The following is an 18,542-nucleotide window of genomic DNA, read 5'->3' as shown; positions in this document are numbered from 1 at the left end:
GGAAACGCCCGGTCCCATTCCGAACCCGGAAGCTAAGGCCACCTGCGCCGATGGTACTGCACTCGACAGGGTGTGGGAGAGTAGGACACCGCCGGAACATCCTTCGCGATAGGGGACCCAGAATTGGGTCCCCTATCGGCGTTTGTGGGGCTGCCATGCCCCGGCACGCCAGGCGGACGATGCCCCGTCCTCCGCCCGTGGTTGAATTCTTGTAGGCGGGGCCACGACAACACTCCCCGAGGCCGGGGAATCTAGAAAGGGATCGCCGTGTCGGAACACAACGACGGACGGAAGCCTTTCCGCCGGGACGGAGACGCCCGCGGTTTCGGCCGGCGCGGCGAACCGACCGATCGCCCCCGTGGCGGACACGGTGACAACCGTGGCGAAGGCGGCGGATTCCGCCGCAACGACGACAATCGTGGTGGCCGTGGCGGTTCCGACCGTTCCGAGGGCCAGCGTGGCGGGTTCAACCGCGACGATCGCGGCGGTGACCGCGGCGGTTTCCGGCGCTCCGACAGTGGTGACCGTGGTGGTTACCAGCGTCGTGACGACGCCGGCCGTGGTGGCTCCGGCGACCGTGGCGGGTACCGCCGTAATGATGACGATCGCCCCCGTGGCGGCTCCGACCGTGGTGGCGACCGCGGCGGCTATCAGCGTCGTGACGACGCCGGCCGTGGCGGTTACCAGCGGCGTGACGACAACGACCGCGGCGGTTTCCGGCGCTCCGACAGTGGTGACCGTGGTGGTTACCAGCGTCGTGACGACGCCGGCCGCGGTGGCTCCGGCGACCGTGGCGGCTTCCGCCGTGGCGAATCCGACCGTCCCACAGGTGGTTTCGATCGCGGTGGCGACCGTGGCGGGTATCGTCGCAACGATGACGACCGTCCCCGTGGCGGCTCGGACCGGGGTGGCGCCGGCGGTGGTTTCCGTCGCAACGAGGGCGACGATCGCTCGCGCGGTGGGAGCGATCGTGGCGGGTTCCGTCGTGACAACGACGACCGTCCGCGCGGTGGCTCCGGCTTCCGCAGGAACGAGGGCGATGACCGTTCGCGTGGTGGGTCCGATCGCGGTGGCGATCGCGGCGGGTACCAGCGGCGTGACAGTGGCGACCGTGGTGGTTACCAGCGTCGTGACGACGCGGGCCGTGGTGGCTCGGGCGATCGTGGCGGGTTCCGTCGCGACGACAACGATGACCGTTCGCGCGGGTCCTCGGATCGTGGCGGCTTCCGCCGCAACGAGGGTGACGACCGTTCGCGTGGCGGTTCGGATCGCGGCGGGTTCCGGCGCAGCGAGGGCGATGACCGTTCGCGTGGTGGCTCCGACCGTGGTGGCGACCGCGGCGGGTACCAGCGGCGTGACAGTGGCGACCGTGGTGGTTACCAGCGTCGTGACGACGCGGGCCGTGGTGGCTCCGGTGACCGTGGCGGGTTCCGTCGCGACGACAACGATGACCGTTCGCGCGGGTCCTCCGATCGCGGTGGCTTCCGCCGGAGCGAGAGCTCCGATCGCGGCGGCTACCAGCGGCGTGACGACAACGATCGCGGCCCCCGTCGTGACGACGATCGCGGGCGCGGTGGCTTCAAGCGTGGTGGCGGCTCCGGCGGTGGCAACCGTTACGTCGGTGAGGACGGCGCGCCGCTGGACGGGACCTACCGCGAGAAGCGGCGCGAGCGCGAGGGCGATGTCCTCGGCGTCGTGTCCTCGGCCGCCGCGAATGCCGATGCCGCCGAGAGCGAGTCGACCGATCTCGCATCGGCCGACCTCGATTCGCCGGTGAGTGAGGAGACCGCATCCACTGAGCAGTCCGACGACATCTCGTCGAGCACCGAGCGTGCCGAGGACGTCGACGACAACGGTCGAGCGGAGTCGGCGGACGACGCCGATCGCGCCGAGTCCGGTGATGATGCGGGTCGGACCCGGTCCGCCGATCGCGCCGAGGCCGACGACACCGAACGCGGCGACGACGGCGATCGCACCGTGTCGCCGACCGCCGAGCCCGATCCTCGCGACGAGGCGGCAGACCGCGCGGATCGTCGGGCCGACGCCGGCTACGGCACCCGTGGCGGCGACGACCGTGACGACCGCCGTCGCGGCGGCGAAGGCGCCAGGTCAGCGGGCGGGCGGTCCACCGACCGGCGCGCCGCGCGTCCGGACGAGCCGGACCTGCCCGAAGACGTGCAAGCCTCCGATCTCGATCCGGCGGTGCGCCGCGATCTGCTGAGCCTGGACAAGAACAACGCCGAAACCGTCGCCCGGCACATGGTGATGGCCGTCGAACTGCTCGAGGACGATCCCCGGCTCGCGCTGGCCCACGCACGGGCCGCACGGCAGCGGGCGGGCCGGATCGCCGTCGTGCGCGAGACCGCCGGTGTGGTGGCCTACCACGCCGAGGAATGGGCGGAGGCGCTCTCCGAGCTGCGCACCGCGCGCCGCATGTCCGGCGGCTCCGGGCTGCTGGCCGTGATGGCGGACTGCGAGCGCGGTCTGGGCAGGCCGGAACGGGCCATCGAGCTCGGCCGCAGCGAAGAGGCACAGGCGCTCAGCGGTGACGAGGCCACCGAGCTGCGGATCGTGGTCGCCGGCGCGCGGATGGATCTGGGTCAGTTCGACCAGGCCGTGGTGACGCTGCAGACTCCCGATCTGGATCCGGCGCGCACCGGTTCGGCCGCCGCGCGCCTGTTCTACGCCTACGCCGACGCGCTGGTCGCGGCCGGCCGCACCGACGACGGCCTGCAGTGGTTCCTCAATGCCGCTGCCGCCGATCTCGACGGCGAGACCGACGCCGAGGACCGCGCCGCGGAACTCACCGGCGACGCGTAGTTCAGCAAGCAACGGCCGCAGGCCGGGAACCGATAGCGGGTTCCCGGCCTGCGGCCGTTGTGCGTCGAGGGATCAGAAGGCGCCGAACAGCGGGCCGGTGAGTCCGAGCGGCACCTGCTGGGTGGTGTTGACCAGGTAGAACAGAATCAGCGCACCACCGACGATGGCGAGGTTCTTGTTGAACCCGATCATCTCGGTCTGCTTGGCCTGCGGGTCGGTTTCCTTCCAGAACGGGTGCATGAACAGGCTCACCGGAACCAGGAACGCCACGAGCAGCAGTGCGCCGAGGTCGAGCCAGACACCGAGGATCAGCGACAGCGCGGCCACCAGCGCGACGACGCCACTGACGATGACGCCCGCCTTGGCCGCGGGCACCCCCTTGGCGGCCGCGTACTGGGCCATCCCGTCGGCCTGAGTGAAGTGGCCGATGGCCGAGAAGGCGAAGATCACCGCGAGCAGGATGCGGCCGACCAAGAAAACGATGTCCATTGCGTGGACCTCTCCGTGCGAAGGATGACGACTGCGCCGGTGCGGCAGTTCGATCGGTAATAAACGGACCGCAGTCCGTTTACTTCCTGGCGGGGTGGTGACCTGTGTCACCGAGCGCCGCGACGCGCGCGAAAGCGGGCTGCGAAAAGCGGGTACACCGTGCACGGACGGTTTCCGCATGCTCGATCATGAAGAGTGCGAGTGCGATTCGGTGGTTCCGTGGACGCGGAACTGTCGGTGCCCTCGCCTAGGGTCGGCGCAGGTGCTCGACCCGGCAGTGACGACGGAGTGAGGGTGTGTGAACCGGCTACGCGATCAATACGACGCTTTGCTGCTCGATCTGGACGGGACGCTGTACCGTGGTCCCGAGGTGATCGACGGCGGTCCGAAAGCGCTCGCCCCGGACGGTGATTCGGCGCAGCGGCTGGTCTATGTCACCAACAACGCGGCCCGTGGCCCCGGTCCGGTGGCCGAGCATCTGGCCGAGCTGGGTTATCCGGCCACGGCCGCGGACGTGGTGACCAGCGCGCAGGCCGCGGCGGGCATGCTGGCGCACCGGCTGGCCCCCGGTTCCCGGGTGCTCGTCGTCGGTACCGACGACCTGGCCGCCGAGATCACCGCGGTCGGCCTCGTTCCGATCCGCCGATTCGGCGACACGCCGCCCGACGCGGTCGTGCAGGGGCACTCGCCCGCCACGGCCTGGCCGGACCTCGCCGAAGCCGCCTACGCGCTACGCGCGGGCGCGTTGTGGGTCGCCGCCAACACCGATCGCACGCTGCCCAACGAGCGCGGTCTGGCGCCGGGCAACGGATCGATGGTCGCCGCGCTGCGGACCGCCTCCGATCGCGAGCCGCTGGTCGCGGGCAAGCCGTTCGCGCCGCTGATGGAAGACGCGCTCGCGCGAGCGGGCGCCCGCGCCGCGCTGGTGGTCGGCGATCGGATCGACACCGATATCGAGGGCGCCAACGGGCTCGGGCTCGACTCGCTGCTGGTGCTCACCGGCGTCAGCACCCTCGAAGATGTCCTGCTCGCGCCACCGGCCCAGGTGCCCACCTTCGTCGCCGGCTCGCTCGACGCGCTCAACGACGAGATCGTGCCGGATGCCGTCGCCCCCGCGGAGGTCGCGGAACTGTTGCGACAGCACCCCGGCCGGGCGGTACGCGTGCGCGCAGCCGATTCGGAAATCCGATAGCGTTGACGACACGATGAGTACTCCGAGTTCACCGCCGCCCGGCGCGCCGCAGCCACCCCGCCCAGGGATTCCCCTGCCCGGCACTCACCTGCCGGGTGGTCAGGCGCGGCAGGAACCGGCCGACCCGCATCGGATCAAGGCCGAAGTCGACGCGTTGCTGGCCGAACTCGGCGCGGCGCCTGCGGTGACCGGACCGGCCGAGAACACCGAGACGGGAGCCGACATCACCCGGCGTGCGCGCATCCTCGAGCAGGCGCACGATGTGCTGGTGGACGCCCTGGCGACAGTGGACAAGATCTGAGGTGGCCAGGCGAGCGCGTGTGGACGCCGAACTGGTTCGCCGCGGATTGGCGCGATCGCGAGAACACGCGGTCGAGCTGATCAGCGCGGGCCGCGTCCTGATTGCCGGCACCGTGGCCGTGAAACCGGCGACGGCGGTGGAGACCGGCACCCCGCTGATCGTGCGGGAGGAACCCGACGAGGTGTCCTGGGCCTCGCGCGGGGCGCACAAACTGCTCGGCGCGCTCGAGGCGTTCGAACCGCAGGGTCTGCGCGTCGCGGGCAAGCGCTGCCTGGACGCGGGCGCGTCGACCGGTGGGTTCACCGATGTGCTGCTCGCGCGCGGCGCGAAGGAGGTGGCCGCGGTCGACGTCGGGTACGGCCAGCTGATCTGGCGGTTGCAGAACGACGATCGGGTCCAGGTGTACGACCGCACCAACGTGCGCAACATCACCCCCGAAACCATCGGCGGCACAGTCGAATCCGTCGTCGGTGACCTGTCGTTCATCTCACTGGGACTGGTGCTGCCCGCGCTGGCCGCGTGTGCCGCCGACGGCGCCGATCTGCTGCCGATGGTGAAGCCGCAGTTCGAGGTCGGCAAGGAGCGGGTCGGATCCGGTGGCGTGGTGCGCGACCCGGCGCTGCGCGCCGAAGTGGTGCGCGAGGTGGCCGCCGCGGCGGGCGCGCTCGGGTTGCGGACCCACGGTGTCGTCGCCAGTCCGCTGCCCGGTCCGTCGGGCAATGTCGAGTACTTCCTGTGGCTGCGCAAGGTCGGCCCGTTCGACTACGACGCCGCGGAAGTGGAAGCGCTGGTCGCCCGCGCCGTCGAGGAGGGTCCGCAGTGAACACGCACGAGGGCGGCAGGGAGATCCTGCTCGTCGCCCACCCCGGCCGCGCGGAGATCATCGAGACCGCGCACCGGGTGGCGAAGATCTTCGCCGAGGCGGGCATCTGCCTGCGGGTGCTGGCCGACGAGGCCGACAGCACGCGGTTCGAGGACGAACCCGCCGGCTATCCGGTCCGGGTGGTGCCGCACAGCCCGTCCGCGGCGCTGGGCTGCGAGATGGTGCTCGCCCTCGGCGGCGACGGCACCTTCCTGCGCGCGGCCGAACTCGGCCGGCCGTCCGGGGTGCCGGTGCTCGGAATCAACCTGGGCCGCATCGGTTTTCTCACCGAGGCCGAGGCCGAGCATCTCGACGAGGCGCTGGCCCAGGTGGTCGACCGGGACTACCGCGTGGAAGACCGGATGACCATCGACGTCACCGTCCGGGTCGACGACACCGTCGTCGAACGTGGATGGGCGCTCAACGAGGCCAGCCTGGAGAACGCCCAGCGCATGGGCGTGCTCGAAGTGGTGCTCGAGGTCGACGGCAGGCCCGTGTCGTCGTTCGGCTGCGACGGCATCCTCATCTCCACCCCGACCGGGTCGACCGCCTACGCGTTCTCGGCGGGCGGTCCGGTGGTGTGGCCGGAACTCGAAGCGATGCTGGTCATCCCGAGCAACGCGCACGCCCTGTTCGCGCGGCCGCTGGTGACCAGCCCGGAATCGCGGATCGCGGTCGAGACGGTGGCGACCGGGCACGACGCGATCGTGTTCCTGGATGGTCGGCGGACCCTGGCGTTGCCGCGCGGCGGCCGCGCCGAAGTGGTGCGCGGCGAACGACCGGTGCGGTGGGTGCGGCTGGATTCCGCGCCGTTCGCCGACCGGATGGTGCGGAAGTTCCAGCTGCCGGTCACCGGCTGGCGGGGTAGACAGCGAACGGAGAACAGCCGCGATGCTGACAGAGATCAGGATTGACGGACTCGGCGTCATCTCGACGGCCACCGCGCAGTTCCATGCGGGCCTGACCGTCCTCACCGGTGAGACCGGTGCGGGCAAGACGATGGTGGTCACCAGCCTGCATCTGCTCAGCGGCGCCCGCGCCGACGCCGGGCGGGTTCGGCTCGGCGCGGCGAAGGCCGTGGTCGAGGGGCGGTTCGTCATCGACGACGTCAACGACGCGGCCCGCGCGGCCGTCGGCGAGGTGCTGGAGTCGGCCGCCGCCGAGGCCGACGAGGACGGCAGCGTGATCGCGGTCCGCACCGTCAACAGCGACGGACGCTCCCGCGCGCACCTGGGCGGCCGGGGTGTGCCCGCCGCGGTGCTCGGCGAGTTCACCTCCCGGCTGCTGACCGTGCACGGCCAGAACGACCAGCTGCGGCTGCAGCGGCCCGAACAGCAGCTCGCCGCGCTCGACCAGTTCGCCGGTGACGGGGTCGCCGGGCTGCTGCGCAAATACCAGGTGCATCGCCGGACGTGGCTCGACGCGCGCTCGGAGCTGCTGGAGCGGACGGCGCGCAGCCGGGAGCTGGCGCTCGAGGCCGACCGGCTCAAGCACTCGCTGGCCGAGATCGACGGCATCGCGCCCGAACCCGGTGAGGACACCCGGCTCGTCGCCGAGATCCGCAGGCTCAGCGATCTGGATTCGCTGCGCGAGGCCGCGGTCGCCGCGCACGAGGCGCTGTCCGGTCCCACCGACTCCGCCGCCGACGGCGGCGGCGTGCTCGATCTGCTCGGCGGCGCGCGGGCCCGGCTGGACTCCGCCGACGACCCCGGGCTGACCGGGCTGGCGCCGCGGCTGGGCGAGGCGATCGCGGTGGTCGTCGACGTGACCACCGAACTCAGCGGGTACCTCTCGGAACTGCCGTCGGACCCCGGCGCGCTGGACTCGATGCTCAACCGGCAGGCCGAGCTGAAGTCGCTGACCCGCAAGTACGCGCCCGATATCGACGGCGTGATCGCCTGGGCCGACGAGTCGCGCGCCCGCCTGGATTCGCTGGACGTGTCCGAGGACGCGCTGGCCAAACTCGCCGGTGAGGTGGAGACCGCGGCGGGCAAGGTCCGCGAGGCCGCCCGCAAGCTCAGTGCCGCCCGCGCGAAGGCGGCGGGCAAGCTGGCTTCGGCGGTGAGCACCGAGCTCGGTGGGCTCGCGATGGGCAAGGCCCGGCTCGAGGTGCAGGTGCGGCCGATGCAGGCCAACGCGCAGGACTCGGCGCCGATCGAGATCGACGGCGCGCAGCTGCACGCCGGGTCGCACGGTGTCGACGAGGTGGAGTTCCGGCTCTCGGCCCATTCCGGCGCGCAGTCGCTGCCGTTGAGCAAGAGCGCCTCCGGCGGTGAGCTCTCCCGGGTGATGCTGGCGCTCGAAGTGGTCCTCGCCGGATCGGATCACGGCGCGACGATGGTGTTCGACGAGGTCGACGCCGGCGTCGGCGGCCGGGCGGCGGTGGAGATCGGCAAGCGGCTGGCGCGGCTGGCCCGCACCCATCAGGTGATCGTGGTGACCCATCTGCCGCAGGTGGCGGCCTTCGCCGACACGCACCTGGTGGTGAACAAGTCCGATGATGGAAAAGGCAAGGTGGACAGCGGAGTTCGCACGCTGACCGATGAGGAGCGGGTGGTCGAACTGGCGCGCATGCTCGCGGGCCTCGACGACACCGAGACCGGCCGCGCGCACGCGGAGGAACTGCTGGAAACCGCGCGGGCCGAGCGCGCTCCGGCCTGGCCACGCGGGTGACGTCGCCCGCGCGGACCGCGGGCGACGTCGACGCGCCTACTTCAGGGCTTTGCGGACGCCGCCGATGAGCTGGTTGGTCAGCTGGCGAAGGCCGAATTCGAGGACCGGCGCGGGCACGGGCAGCGACGGCTCGGACTCCATCGTGTAGACCACGCGGGTGCCGCCGGAGCTGGTGTCGGCGAAGGTGATGATGCCGACGTGGCGCTTGACCGGCGCGCCCTTGACGATCTTGTACTCCATCCGCTCGCCGGGAACCAGCGCGGTGATCTCCTCGATGACACCGGCTTTGCCGAAGCCGAGGATGTGCTGCGCGCCCACGCCGGTGGCCGGGTCGCCCTGCTTGATGAGCTTGACCTGAATCGGCAGGTAGGGGCTGACGGCCTCACGCTCGGTGAAAAGGCGGTAGACGATGTCGCGAGGTGCGTCGAAAACCGTCTCGACGGTGCTGCGGGGCATGGATTGTCTCCTGTCCGAGGTATCTGTGACCCGCAGCATACGGGTAGTTGTCATCCGCGTTCCGACCTGGCCGTCATCGCATCGAAGAACCAGTGGTATTTCGTGTTGTGGAAGGCGGCGAAGCGCCATCGGCCGTCGTCGCGGACGGCGACGTAGATGTTGTCCTTGGTGTTGCGCCGGGTGCGCTTGCCCTTGACCACCGCGCCGCGGCCGTCGACGACCGCGACATCGGGGGTCAGGAAGCGCAGCCGGGTGATCTCGCCGTCGAGGCGGGTGTTCTTCAGGTATTTCGCGAACAGCCCGGCGTGACAGGCTTCGATGGCCGCGCGGCCGGTGTAGTGGCGGCCGAACCAGGTGACGTATTCGGCGTCGTCGGTGAACGCGGCGGCGAACGCGCGCGCGTCGCCGGCCGCCCAGGCATCGCTGGTCGCCGTGAACAGGGCGCGGATCGCGTGTTCGTCGGACTGGGGATCGGTCATGGCGCCCTCCGGAAAACTAGGATCGATCGGTCAGAGGTCGATCCGGGAAGTAGTGTCTTCAGTAATAATCTGACTTAGGAAGATAATCCCCGGGCGGAGCGGAAGGTGTCAAGGGATGTCCGACAGGAGGGCCGAGCTCGCGGCAGCGTTGACGGTCGCCGCACAGCGCAGCGCGACCGATGGCGTCATGTTGCATCAGGCCGTCGCCGACAAGCTCGGCCTGCACGTCACCGATCTGCGCTGCCTGAACATGCTGCGGCTGGGCGGCCCGGCGACCGCGGGGGAGCTGGCCGCGCAGACCGCGCTCACCACCGGCGCGGTGACCAAGATGGTCGACCGGCTGCTGGCCGCGGGATATGTGCGCCGCGAGCACGACGTCGCGGATCGGCGGCGGGTGATCGTGACCGCGATCCCGGCCCGGATCGATGAGATCGCCCCGCACTACGAACTACTCGCGCGCAGCTTCGCCGCCGCGCTCGACGACTACTCCGACGATCAGCTCGCCCTGGTGCTAGACCTGTTCGAGCGCCTGCACGCGACCTCGCTCGAGGTCGCGGCGAAGTTGCGGCAGGACGGCGAGACCTAGCGTCGGCGACCGTTCGGCGCGGTCGGAGGTGATGGCCCGCGGGTTGCTGTGCGCGCGGGATCACAGTGACGAATGTGACCGGTGATTCGGCGCGCCTCCACCAAAGGTTGAGGGTTTGCCCGCATCATCGGCCACATGAAGATGCCGGCGTTGTTGTCGCGGAACACGGAAACGCTGCCCGGTGTCACCGGGATCGCCCGGGTGGATCGCAACACCCGGCGCTTGTTGCGGCGCGTCGGACCCGGGGATGTCGTGGTCCTCGACGAGACCGATCTGGACCGCCACACCGCCGATCGGCTGGTCGAGGCGGGCGTCGTCGCGGTGATCAACACCTCGCCGTCCATCTCCGGCCGCTATCCCAATCTGGGCCCGGAAGTGCTGGTGGCCAACGGGATCGTGTTGATGGACGCCGTCTCCGCCGACGCGTTCGGCAAGGTCAAGGACGGCATGAAGGTCCGCATCTACGAGGGCATCGTCTACGCGGACAAGCTGACCAAGAAGGAACCCGAGGTCCTGGTCGAGGGCATCGAGTTCGACGAGTCGGCCATCGCCGACCGGATGATCGAGGCGCGCAACGGGCTGGCCGACCACCTCGACGCGTTCGCCGGCAACACCACCGAGTTCGTCCGCACCGAGAGCGCGCTGCTCATCGACGGGATCGGGGTCCCCGACATCGACCTCGAACTGCGCAACCGGCACGTGGTCGTCGTCGCCGACGGGTCGGGGCACCAGGAGGAACTGCAGCGGCTCAAGCCGTTCATCAAGGAGTACGCGCCGATCCTGATCGGCGTGGGCCGGGGCGCCGACACCTTGCGCAAGCTCAAGTACAAGCCGGACCTGATCGTCGGCGATCCCGACGAGATCAGCACCGAGACACTGCGATCCGGCGCCGAGATGATCCTGCCCGCCGACACCGACGGACACGCCAAGGGTCTCGAGCGCATCCAGGACCTCGGCATCGGCGCCACCACCTTCCCGTCGTCGGGCTCACCTACCGATCTGGCGCTGATGCTGGCCGATCACCACGGCGCGTCGCTGATCGTGCTGGCGGGCGCGCCCGCCTCGCTGGAGGACTTCTTCGACCGCGGCCGTCGCGACAGCAATCCGGCGACCTTCCTGACCCGGCTCAAGGTCGGCGCGAAACTCGTCGACGCCAAGGCGGTCTCGACGCTGTACCGGCAGCGCTCCTCCGGCGCCGCGCTGGCGCTGGTGGTGCTGGCGGCGCTGGTCGCGATCGTGGTGGTGATCCTGGCCTCGCACAACGGATCCGAGGTGCTGGACTGGGCGATCGAGTACTGGAACCGCTTCGTCCTGTGGGTGCGTGGTCTGCTGTGATCTCGGTACGTCACCATGCCATCTCGATCGCCGCGATCTTCCTCGCGCTGGCCGTCGGGGTGGTGCTCGGCTCACAGACCCTGGCCTCGGACATGCTGTCCGGGCTGCGTTCGGACAAGAACGACCTGCGCGGCCAGGTCGACGCGCTGAGCGCGCAGAACGAACAGCTCACCGCTCGCCTCGGCGCCGCCGACCGCTTCATCGCCGACTCGTCGGGCAAGCTGCTCGGCGGCACCCTGACCGACCGCAGCGTCGTCGTCTTCACCACCCCCGACGCCGATCCCGGCGACATCGACGGGGTGAGCAAGGCGCTCGAGACCGCCGGTGCGCAGGTGACCGGCCGGATCGCGCTCACCGACTCCTTCGTCGACGCGGGGGAGGGCGACCGGATGCGCTCGGCGATGACCAATATCGTCCCCGCGGGCGCGCAGTTGCGGACCGGCGCCGTGGACCAGGGCAGCATGGCGGGCGACCTGCTCGGCCTGACCCTGCTGCTCGACCCGGCGACCAATCAGCCGCGCAGCACCGCCCCCGAGCTCGCGCTGGTCCTCGAGACGTTGCGCGGCGGCGGATTCCTCGCCTACGGCGATACGTCGGTGCGACCCGCGCAACTGGCCGTCGTGGTCACCGGCAACGGTGTCGCATCCGACAGTGGACAGGGCGCGACTATCGCCCGCTTCACCGGAGCGGTCCGGGCGCGGGCGGCGGGCACGGTGCTCGCGGGGCGTGCCGGGGCCGCCGAGGGCAACGGCGCCATCGCCCATGTCCGGGCCCAGGCTCCGCTGGCGACGACGGTCACCACGGTCGACAATGCCGACCGCGAAATCGGCAGGGTGACAACGGCTCTCGCCTTCACCGAACAGCTTTCCGGCGGCGCGGGCCGCTATGGAACCGGGCCAACCGCGACCTCGCTGACCATGGTCGCCATGCCTCGCTGAGGTTTCCCTCCGCAGTCGTGCCGGACGACCGGTCGCCCGAGTATCCGGGTGACCCGCCGGGCCCGTCCCGCGCCCTCCGAGCACCCGGCCGCCGGTCCGGCGCGCAACACGCTCCGCCGCAAACGACCCGCAAAATACGCGGAGAGGCGGGTGCCTGTTACTCTGGAGTTCCGTGGGTCAAACACGGAATCAGGCTCGAAATGCCACCAAGCACATCTTCGTGAGCGGTGGCGTCGCCTCCTCTTTGGGTAAGGGTCTCACCGCTTCCAGCCTCGGTCAGTTGCTGACCGCGCGCGGCATGCGGGTGACGATGCAGAAGCTCGACCCGTATCTGAACGTCGATCCGGGCACCATGAACCCGTTCCAGCACGGCGAGGTGTTCGTCACCGAAGACGGCGCCGAGACCGACCTGGATGTCGGCCACTACGAGCGGTTCCTCGATCGCGATCTGTCCAAGGACGCGAACGTGACCACCGGGCAGATCTATTCGACGGTCATCGCCAAGGAGCGCCGCGGCGAGTACCTGGGCGACACGGTGCAGGTCATCCCGCACATCACCGACGAGATCAAGAACCGCATCCTGGCGATGCAGGGTCCCGATCTCGAGGGGCATGTGCCGGACGTGGTGATCACCGAGATCGGTGGCACCGTCGGCGACATCGAGTCGCAGCCGTTCCTCGAGGCGGCGCGCCAGATCCGCCACGACGTGGGCCGCGACAACGTGTTCTTCCTGCACGTGTCGCTGGTGCCGTACCTGGCGCCCTCGGGTGAGCTCAAGACCAAGCCGACGCAGCACTCGGTGGCTGCGCTGCGCAACATCGGTATCCAGCCCGACGCGCTGATCCTGCGCTGCGACCGTGAGGTGCCGCAGGGGCTCAAGAACAAGATCGCGCTGATGTGCGACGTCGACGTGGAGGCGTGCATCTCCACCCCGGACGCGCCGTCGATCTACGACATCCCGAAGGTGCTGCACAGCGAGGGCCTCGACGCCTATGTGGTGCGCAAGCTCGGCCTGCCGTTCCGCGACGTGGACTGGGCCGTGTGGGGCGACCTGCTAGATCGCGTGCACTCCCCGCGCGAGACCGTCGAGGTGGCGCTGGTCGGCAAGTACGTCGACCTCCCCGACGCCTACCTGTCGGTGACCGAGGCGCTGCGCGCCGGTGGCTTCGCGCACCGCGCGAAGGTGAACATCCGCTGGGTGCCCTCCGACGAGTGCGAGACCGAGGCGGGCGCCCAGGCGGCGCTGCGTGACGTCGACGCCGTGTTGATCCCCGGTGGGTTCGGCATCCGCGGCATCGAGGGCAAACTCGGCGCCATCCGCTACGCCCGCCACCGCGGCATCCCGCTGCTGGGCCTGTGCCTCGGTCTGCAGTGCGTGGTCATCGAGGCCGCGCGCTCGGTCGGTATCGACGACGCCAACTCGGCCGAGTTCGAGCCCGACACGAAGAACCCGGTCATCTCCACCATGGCCGACCAGGAAGACGTCGTCGCCGGCGAGGCCGATCTGGGCGGCACCATGCGCCTCGGCGCCTACCCGGCCACCTTGCAGAAGGGCTCGGTCGTCGCGCAGGCGTACGGCTCCGAGCACGTCTCCGAGCGGCATCGGCACCGGTTCGAGGTGAACAACGCCTACCGCGACGCCATCGCCAAGAGCGGTCTGGTGTTCTCGGGCACCTCGCCCGACGGGCACCTGGTGGAGTTCGTCGAGTACCCGGCCTCGGTGCATCCGTTCTTCGTCGCCACGCAGGCGCACCCGGAGCTCAAGAGCCGTCCGACCAGGCCGCATCCGCTCTTCGCCGCGCTGATCAACGCGGCGTTGAAATACAAACTGGCCGAACGCCTTCCCGTAGACTTCCCGGAGGAAGAGCTCGCGGAGCAGGCCGCGGATCTCTGAGCGGGAGAGCAGCGACGTGAGCCAGCCCGGTAGTCATGACTTCGAGACGGTCTCCAGCCGGGTGCTCTACAGCGGCGCGATCCTGGCCCTGCGCCAGGATCAGGTCGCGATGCCGGACGGGCGGGTCGCCGAGCGCGAGGTCATCGAGCACCACGGCGCGGTCGCGGTACTCGCGCTCGACGACGACGGCAACATCGTCCTGATCCGCCAGTACCGGCATCCGATCCGGACCCGGCTGCTGGAACTGCCCGCCGGGCTGCTCGACATCGACGGCGAGGACCCGCTCACCGCGGCCAAGCGTGAGCTGGCCGAGGAGACGGGCCTGGCCGCCGCCGAGTGGTCGGTGCTGGTGGACGTCGCGTTGTCGCCGGGGTTCACCGACGAGGCGCTGCGGGTGTTCTGCGCGACCGGGCTCACCGCGACCGATCGGCCGGAGCCCGAGCACGAGGAAGCCGATCTCGAACTGGTCAGGATGCCGGTCGCCGAGGCGGTCCGGGCGGCGCTGGCCGGGGAGATCGTGAACGCGACCGCGGTCGCCGGGGTGCTCGCCTACGCGGCGGCCACGGCGAGCGCGGTGCCGTTGCGTCTCGCCGACGCGCCGTGGCCGGGTCAGCCGACCGCGTTCCTGCGGCGCAAGGCCGCCGAGGCGCGGTCCGGGAGCGGCGCGTGAGGACCACGACGTTGCCCGCCCCGGTGGTCGGCGGGGACTAGGCGGCATCGGGCGTGCTCGCGCGGGAGATCGACGCCTACCTCGACCACTTGGCGGTCGAGCGCGGAGCCGCGCGCAACACCCTCGGCGCCTACCGGCGCGACCTGGCTCGCTACCGCACCTTCCTGTCCGGTCGCGGCATCGCCGATCTCGGTTCGGTCGCGCAGGGCGACGTCGCGGAGTTCACCATGGCGTTGCGGTCGGGTGGGCCGGATCATCCGCCGCTGGCCGCCGGGTCCGTGGCCAGGGCCTTGATCGCGGTGCGTGGCCTGCACCGGTTCGCCGCCGCCGAGGGCATCACCGAGACCGACGTGGCGCACGCGGTGAAACCGCCCGCACCGGGACGGCGGCTGCCCAAGGCGCTGCCCTACGACCAGGTGCTGCGCGTTCTCGAAGCCGCGGGCGGCGACGGTGATTCGGGCGGTGCCGACGGTGGTCCGCGTGGCCTGCGCGACCGCGCGCTGCTGGAACTGCTGTACTCCACCGGGGCGCGGATCTCGGAGATGGTCGGTCTCGACGTCGACGACCTCGACGCCGAGCAGCGGTGCGTGGTGCTGCACGGCAAGGGCGGCAAGCAGCGGCTCGTGCCGATCGGCAGGCCGGCGCTCGCCGCGGTCGACGCCTACCTGGTGCGCGGTCGTCCGTCCCTGGCCGCCGCCGGAAAGGGTTCCGGCGGCGCCCTTTTCCTCAACGCGCGCGGGGGCAGGCTGTCCCGGCAGAGCGCCTGGCAGGTGTTGCAGACCGCCGCCGAACGCGCCGGGATCGGGGCGACGGTGTCGCCGCACACCCTGCGGCACTCCTTCGCCACCCACCTGCTCGACGGCGGCGCCGATGTGCGCGTCGTGCAGGAACTGCTCGGGCACGCCTCGGTCACGACGACCCAGATCTACACCCTCGTGACGGTGAGCGCGCTGCGCGAGGTCTGGGCCACCGCCCATCCGCGGGCCAGGTGAACAGGCACCGCGCGGTCGTGCCGGGCGGGTATCGTGCGAACACGCCCGGCGTTGCCATGCTGTACCTCACCGGTCCGAGCGGTAGCGTCTACCACCAGAGCTGGACCGTACGAAAGCGAGCCGGTCCCGAATCGGCCTCGCTACCCTCGACAGGGGTTACCGGTAGGAAACGTATAAGGAGCAGCGGATCGTGACGACAGCGGAAACACCGTGGGACGGTGGACCGGATCAGGTCGCCGAGGCCGTCGAGATGGGCCCGACCGGGCGCCCGCTGCGACTGGTACCCGAACCGCCGCAGGTGCAGCGTCACGGTGACGCGCTGGTGGTGGCCATGTGCAATCAGAAGGGCGGGGTCGGCAAGACCACCTCGACCATCAATCTCGGTGCGGCCCTGGCCGAATACGGCCGCCGCGTGCTCCTCGTCGACCTCGACCCGCAGGGCGCGCTCTCGGCGGGCCTCGGGGTGGCCCACCACGATCTCGACCTCACCGTGCACAACCTGCTGATCGGCGGGAAGGCAGGCGTCGACGACGTCCTGCAGACCACCAAGGTCGACGGGATGGACCTGTTACCCAGCAACATCGACCTGTCCGCGGCCGAGATCCAGCTGGTCAACGAGGTGGGCCGTGAGCAGTCGCTGGGCCGGGCCCTCGCGGGTGTGCGCGACCGCTACGACTACATCCTCATCGACTGCCAGCCCTCGCTCGGCCTGCTCACCGTCAACGCGCTGGCCTGCTCCGACGGGGTGATCATCCCGATGGAATGCGAGTACTTTTCGCTGCGTGGGCTCGCGCTGCTCAACGACACCGTCGAGAAGGTGCGCGACCGGCTCAACCCGCGCCTGAGCCTGTACGGCATCGTGGTCACCATGTTCGACGCCCGGTTGCTGCACTCCCGTCAGGTGATGTCGCGCGTGGTGGAGGTCTTCGGTGACCTGGTCTACGACACCGCGATCTCGCGCACCGTGCGGTTCCCCGACGCCAGCGTCGCCGGCGAGCCGATCACCACCTGGGCCCCGAAATCGGCGGGCGCGGAGTCGTATCGGGCGATGGCACGCGAAGTCATCCACCGGTCGGGCCGGTGATCGACGCAATACCCGAGGTGCACGAGGCTCAGCAAGAAGCGGCGCCCGCCGCCGAGAACACCGGGTTCCACCTGCGGCTGAAGAACTTCGAAGGCCCGTTCGACCTGCTGCTGACGTTGATCAGCTCGCGCAAGCTCGATGTCACCGAGGTCGCGCTGCATCAGGTCACCGACGAGTTCATCGCCTACACGAAAGCGTTGACTGCCGAGCTCGCCGAGAACACCAAGCTGCGCGCGGACAAGATCCTCGACCAGACCACCGAGTTCCTCGTCGTCGCGGCCACGCTGCTCGACCTGAAGGCGGCCCGGCTGCTGCCCTCGGGCGAGATGACCGACGCCGACGATCTGGAACTGCTCGACGCCCGCGACCTGCTGTTCGCCCGCCTGCTGCAGTACCGGGCGTTCAAGCAGGTGGCCGAACTGCTCGCCGAGCTGGAAGCCGCCGCGCTGCGCCGGTATCCGCGCTCGGTGGCGCTCGAGGAACAGTTCGAGGGGCTGTTGCCCGAGGTGACCCTCGGCGTCGACATCGGCGCGTTCGCCGAGATCGCGGCGGCGGCGTTCCGGCCGCGCCCGATTCCGCAGGTCGGTCTGGGGCATCTGCACATGCACACCATCTCGGTCGCCGAGCAGGCCGAGCTGGTGCTGGCCCGGCTCAAGGAACGCGGGCCCGGCGGCTGGACGACCTTCGCCGAACTGGTGGCCGATTGCACCGTCCCGGTGGAAATCGTCGCCCGGTTCCTGGCGTTGCTGGAGCTGTATCGCGGCAAGACCATCGCGTTCGACCAGCCCGATCCGCTCGGGCCGCTGGCCGTGAGCTGGCTCGGGGAGCTGGATCCGGACGCCGAAGCGGCGGCGTTGACGTTCGAGGAGGACTACGGATGATCGGGTCAGGCCCGCAGGCGGCCGCAGGGCACAGCATGACCGAGGCAGTGGCGGAGTTCACTTCCGAGCCGCTCGAGGACGCGGAACTGCGCTCGGCGCTCGAGGCGATGTTGCTCGTCGTCGATGCTCCCGCGCCGGTAGAACAGCTGGCCGCGGCCCTGGACGACACCTCCGAGCGGGTCGAGGCCACCCTGCGCGCGATGGCCGCGGAGCTGACGGCCCGGGGCAGTGGCATCGACCTGCGTTTCGTCGGTGACGGCTGGCGCTTCTATACTCGACAGGAGTACGCGCCCTATGTCGAGCGGGTACTGCTCGACGGGGCCCGGACGAAGCTCACCCGGGCCGCCTTGGAGACCTTGGCGGTGATCGCCTACCGCCAGCCGGTGACCCGGACGAGGGTCAGCGCGGTTCGCGGGGTGAACGTCGACGGAGTGATGCGCACACTGCTGGCCAGGGGCTTGATCGCGGAAGCGGGTCAGGATCCCGACACCAACGGCACGTTGTACCGCACCACCGAGTTGTTCCTCGAACGGATCGGGCTCGCCTCACTGGGCGACCTGCCACCGCTGGCGCCGCTGCTTCCCGGCGTCGACCTGATCGACGAGATCAGCGAGAGCCTGGAGACCGATCCACGGTTCACCAGGCTGCAGAAACCGGCCGAGTCCGACATGGACCTCGGCACCGACGATTGACAGGACAGATGAATAATTCCGCTCGCCGAGATGGCACACCGGACCGAAGAAAACGCAACGACCAGCCCCGTAGCGGCGCGAACCGAACCGCGGGAACCCGCGGCGGCACCGCGCGCACCGGGCAGTCGGGCAGCCGCGGGGAGGCCGGCGGCCGCCGCGGCACCGGCGGGTACGAGCGCGGTGAGTCGACCGGCCGCC

General features: G+C 70.3%; 19 protein-coding genes and 1 rRNA gene. 17 read left to right on the top strand and 3 right to left on the bottom strand.

What is annotated here, in order from left to right; genetic code table 11:
• The 3 genes from rrf to ATM97_RS34150 all read left to right on the top strand — a co-directional run.
• A 5S ribosomal RNA gene (gene rrf / locus ATM97_RS01335) occupies positions 1-97 on the top strand; the annotation flags it as partial.
• Positions 98-379: 282 nt separating this feature from the next.
• Positions 380-1,777 carry a hypothetical protein gene (locus ATM97_RS34830; RefSeq protein WP_218716064.1) on the top strand — a complete coding sequence of 466 codons (1,398 nt, stop codon included), beginning with the start codon at positions 380-382 and terminating at the stop codon, positions 1,775-1,777.
• Positions 1,774-2,820, top strand: a complete 1,047-nt coding sequence (locus ATM97_RS34150; RefSeq protein ID WP_308248325.1) for a hypothetical protein — start codon at positions 1,774-1,776, stop codon at positions 2,818-2,820. Before ATM97_RS34830 ends, ATM97_RS34150 begins: the two co-directional genes overlap by 4 nt.
• 72 nt (positions 2,821-2,892) lie before the next feature.
• On the opposite strand, the gene ATM97_RS01320 is transcribed toward ATM97_RS34150, so the two are convergent.
• Complete coding sequence (locus ATM97_RS01320; protein ID WP_218716063.1) at positions 2,893-3,309, bottom strand: DoxX family protein; 417 nt, start codon at positions 3,307-3,309, stop codon at positions 2,893-2,895.
• Positions 3,310-3,607: 298 nt separating this feature from the next.
• Here ATM97_RS01320 and ATM97_RS01315 point away from each other — a divergent pair, with 298 nt between their 5' ends.
• The 5 genes from ATM97_RS01315 to recN are packed head-to-tail and all read left to right on the top strand — an operon-like array spanning position 3,608 to position 8,337.
• Positions 3,608-4,501 carry an HAD-IIA family hydrolase gene (locus ATM97_RS01315; RefSeq protein ID WP_218716062.1) on the top strand — a complete coding sequence of 298 codons (894 nt, stop codon included), beginning with the start codon at positions 3,608-3,610 and terminating at the stop codon, positions 4,499-4,501.
• A 13-nt stretch (positions 4,502-4,514) separates the two neighbouring features.
• Positions 4,515-4,802: a hypothetical protein gene (locus ATM97_RS01310; RefSeq protein ID WP_218716061.1), complete on the top strand. Its 288-nt coding sequence runs from the start codon at positions 4,515-4,517 to the stop codon at positions 4,800-4,802.
• A 1-nt stretch (position 4,803) separates the two neighbouring features.
• Entirely contained in the window at positions 4,804-5,625 is an 822-nt protein-coding gene (locus ATM97_RS01305) for a TlyA family RNA methyltransferase (RefSeq protein ID WP_218716060.1), read from the top strand.
• Positions 5,622-6,578 carry an NAD kinase gene (locus tag ATM97_RS01300; RefSeq protein ID WP_218716059.1) on the top strand — a complete coding sequence of 319 codons (957 nt, stop codon included), beginning with the start codon at positions 5,622-5,624 and terminating at the stop codon, positions 6,576-6,578. Before ATM97_RS01305 ends, ATM97_RS01300 begins: the two co-directional genes overlap by 4 nt.
• The gene (gene recN / locus ATM97_RS01295; RefSeq protein ID WP_218716058.1) at positions 6,556-8,337 is read left to right on the top strand and encodes a DNA repair protein RecN; all 1,782 of its coding nucleotides are present in this window, start codon (positions 6,556-6,558) and stop codon (positions 8,335-8,337) included. Before ATM97_RS01300 ends, recN begins: the two co-directional genes overlap by 23 nt.
• A gap of 36 nt (positions 8,338-8,373) precedes the next feature.
• Here the strand turns inward: recN and ATM97_RS01290 are convergent, their stop codons facing one another.
• Together ATM97_RS01290 and ATM97_RS01285 are read right to left on the bottom strand one after the other, a co-directional pair.
• Positions 8,374-8,793, bottom strand: coding sequence for an SRPBCC family protein (locus tag ATM97_RS01290; protein WP_218716057.1), 420 nt, complete (start codon positions 8,791-8,793; stop codon positions 8,374-8,376).
• 50 nt (positions 8,794-8,843) lie between these two features.
• Positions 8,844-9,272: an SgcJ/EcaC family oxidoreductase gene (locus tag ATM97_RS01285; RefSeq protein WP_218716056.1), complete on the bottom strand. Its 429-nt coding sequence runs from the start codon at positions 9,270-9,272 to the stop codon at positions 8,844-8,846.
• Between the two features lie 115 nt (positions 9,273-9,387).
• Between ATM97_RS01285 and ATM97_RS01280 the strand changes: the two genes are divergently transcribed.
• The 9 genes from ATM97_RS01280 to scpB all read left to right on the top strand — a co-directional run bounded on the left by ATM97_RS01280 (position 9,388) and on the right by scpB (position 18,344).
• Positions 9,388-9,858 (top strand): MarR family winged helix-turn-helix transcriptional regulator, encoded by a 471-nt coding sequence (locus tag ATM97_RS01280; protein WP_218716055.1) that lies wholly within the window; start codon positions 9,388-9,390, stop codon positions 9,856-9,858.
• 135 nt (positions 9,859-9,993) lie between these two features.
• Complete coding sequence (gene steA, locus ATM97_RS01275) at positions 9,994-11,193, top strand: putative cytokinetic ring protein SteA (protein WP_218716054.1); 1,200 nt, start codon at positions 9,994-9,996, stop codon at positions 11,191-11,193.
• Positions 11,190-12,131 (top strand): copper transporter, encoded by a 942-nt coding sequence (locus ATM97_RS01270; RefSeq protein WP_218716053.1) that lies wholly within the window; start codon positions 11,190-11,192, stop codon positions 12,129-12,131. Before steA ends, ATM97_RS01270 begins: the two co-directional genes overlap by 4 nt.
• 172 nt (positions 12,132-12,303) lie before the next feature.
• Complete coding sequence (locus tag ATM97_RS01265) at positions 12,304-14,025, top strand: CTP synthase (RefSeq protein ID WP_218716052.1); 1,722 nt, start codon at positions 12,304-12,306, stop codon at positions 14,023-14,025.
• A gap of 16 nt (positions 14,026-14,041) precedes the next feature.
• Positions 14,042-14,695, top strand: a complete 654-nt coding sequence (locus ATM97_RS01260; protein ID WP_218716051.1) for an NUDIX hydrolase — start codon at positions 14,042-14,044, stop codon at positions 14,693-14,695.
• A gap of 53 nt (positions 14,696-14,748) precedes the next feature.
• Positions 14,749-15,687: a site-specific tyrosine recombinase XerD gene (gene xerD, locus ATM97_RS01255; protein WP_218716050.1), complete on the top strand. Its 939-nt coding sequence runs from the start codon at positions 14,749-14,751 to the stop codon at positions 15,685-15,687.
• 250 nt (positions 15,688-15,937) lie between these two features.
• On the top strand, positions 15,938-16,771 hold the full coding sequence (locus tag ATM97_RS01250) for a ParA family protein (protein WP_255586654.1): 834 nt from the start codon (positions 15,938-15,940) through the stop codon (positions 16,769-16,771).
• Positions 16,768-17,652, top strand: coding sequence for a ScpA family protein (locus tag ATM97_RS01245; RefSeq protein ID WP_374104815.1), 885 nt, complete (start codon positions 16,768-16,770; stop codon positions 17,650-17,652). The genes ATM97_RS01250 and ATM97_RS01245 overlap by 4 nt, the downstream gene beginning before the upstream one ends.
• 35 nt (positions 17,653-17,687) lie before the next feature.
• Positions 17,688-18,344 carry an SMC-Scp complex subunit ScpB gene (gene scpB / locus ATM97_RS01240; RefSeq protein WP_218716048.1) on the top strand — a complete coding sequence of 219 codons (657 nt, stop codon included), beginning with the start codon at positions 17,688-17,690 and terminating at the stop codon, positions 18,342-18,344.
• The last annotated feature ends 198 nt before the right edge of the window (positions 18,345-18,542 follow it).

The organism is Nocardia sp. MH4, from assembly GCF_019266065.1.
GTDB classification, from domain to species: Bacteria; Actinomycetota; Actinomycetes; order Mycobacteriales; family Mycobacteriaceae; genus Nocardia; species Nocardia canadensis.
This window is presented reverse-complemented; position numbering and strand designations above follow the sequence as displayed.

Bases quoted from the DNA above. Each gene is read 5' to 3' on its own strand.
- ATM97_RS01320 (WP_218716063.1), bottom strand. From the start codon at position 3,309: ATGGACATCGTTTTCTTGGTCGGCCGCATCCTGCTCGCGGTGATCTTC.
- ATM97_RS01310 (WP_218716061.1), top strand. From the start codon at position 4,515: ATGAGTACTCCGAGTTCACCGCCGCCCGGCGCGCCGCAGCCACCCCGC.
- recN (WP_218716058.1), top strand. From the start codon at position 6,556: ATGCTGACAGAGATCAGGATTGACGGACTCGGCGTCATCTCGACGGCC.
- ATM97_RS01290 (WP_218716057.1), bottom strand. From the start codon at position 8,793: ATGCCCCGCAGCACCGTCGAGACGGTTTTCGACGCACCTCGCGACATC.
- ATM97_RS01285 (WP_218716056.1), bottom strand. From the start codon at position 9,272: ATGACCGATCCCCAGTCCGACGAACACGCGATCCGCGCCCTGTTCACG.
- ATM97_RS01280 (WP_218716055.1), top strand. From the start codon at position 9,388: ATGTCCGACAGGAGGGCCGAGCTCGCGGCAGCGTTGACGGTCGCCGCA.
- steA (WP_218716054.1), top strand. From the start codon at position 9,994: ATGAAGATGCCGGCGTTGTTGTCGCGGAACACGGAAACGCTGCCCGGT.
- ATM97_RS01250 (WP_255586654.1), top strand. From the start codon at position 15,938: ATGGGCCCGACCGGGCGCCCGCTGCGACTGGTACCCGAACCGCCGCAG.
- scpB (WP_218716048.1), top strand. From the start codon at position 17,688: ATGACCGAGGCAGTGGCGGAGTTCACTTCCGAGCCGCTCGAGGACGCG.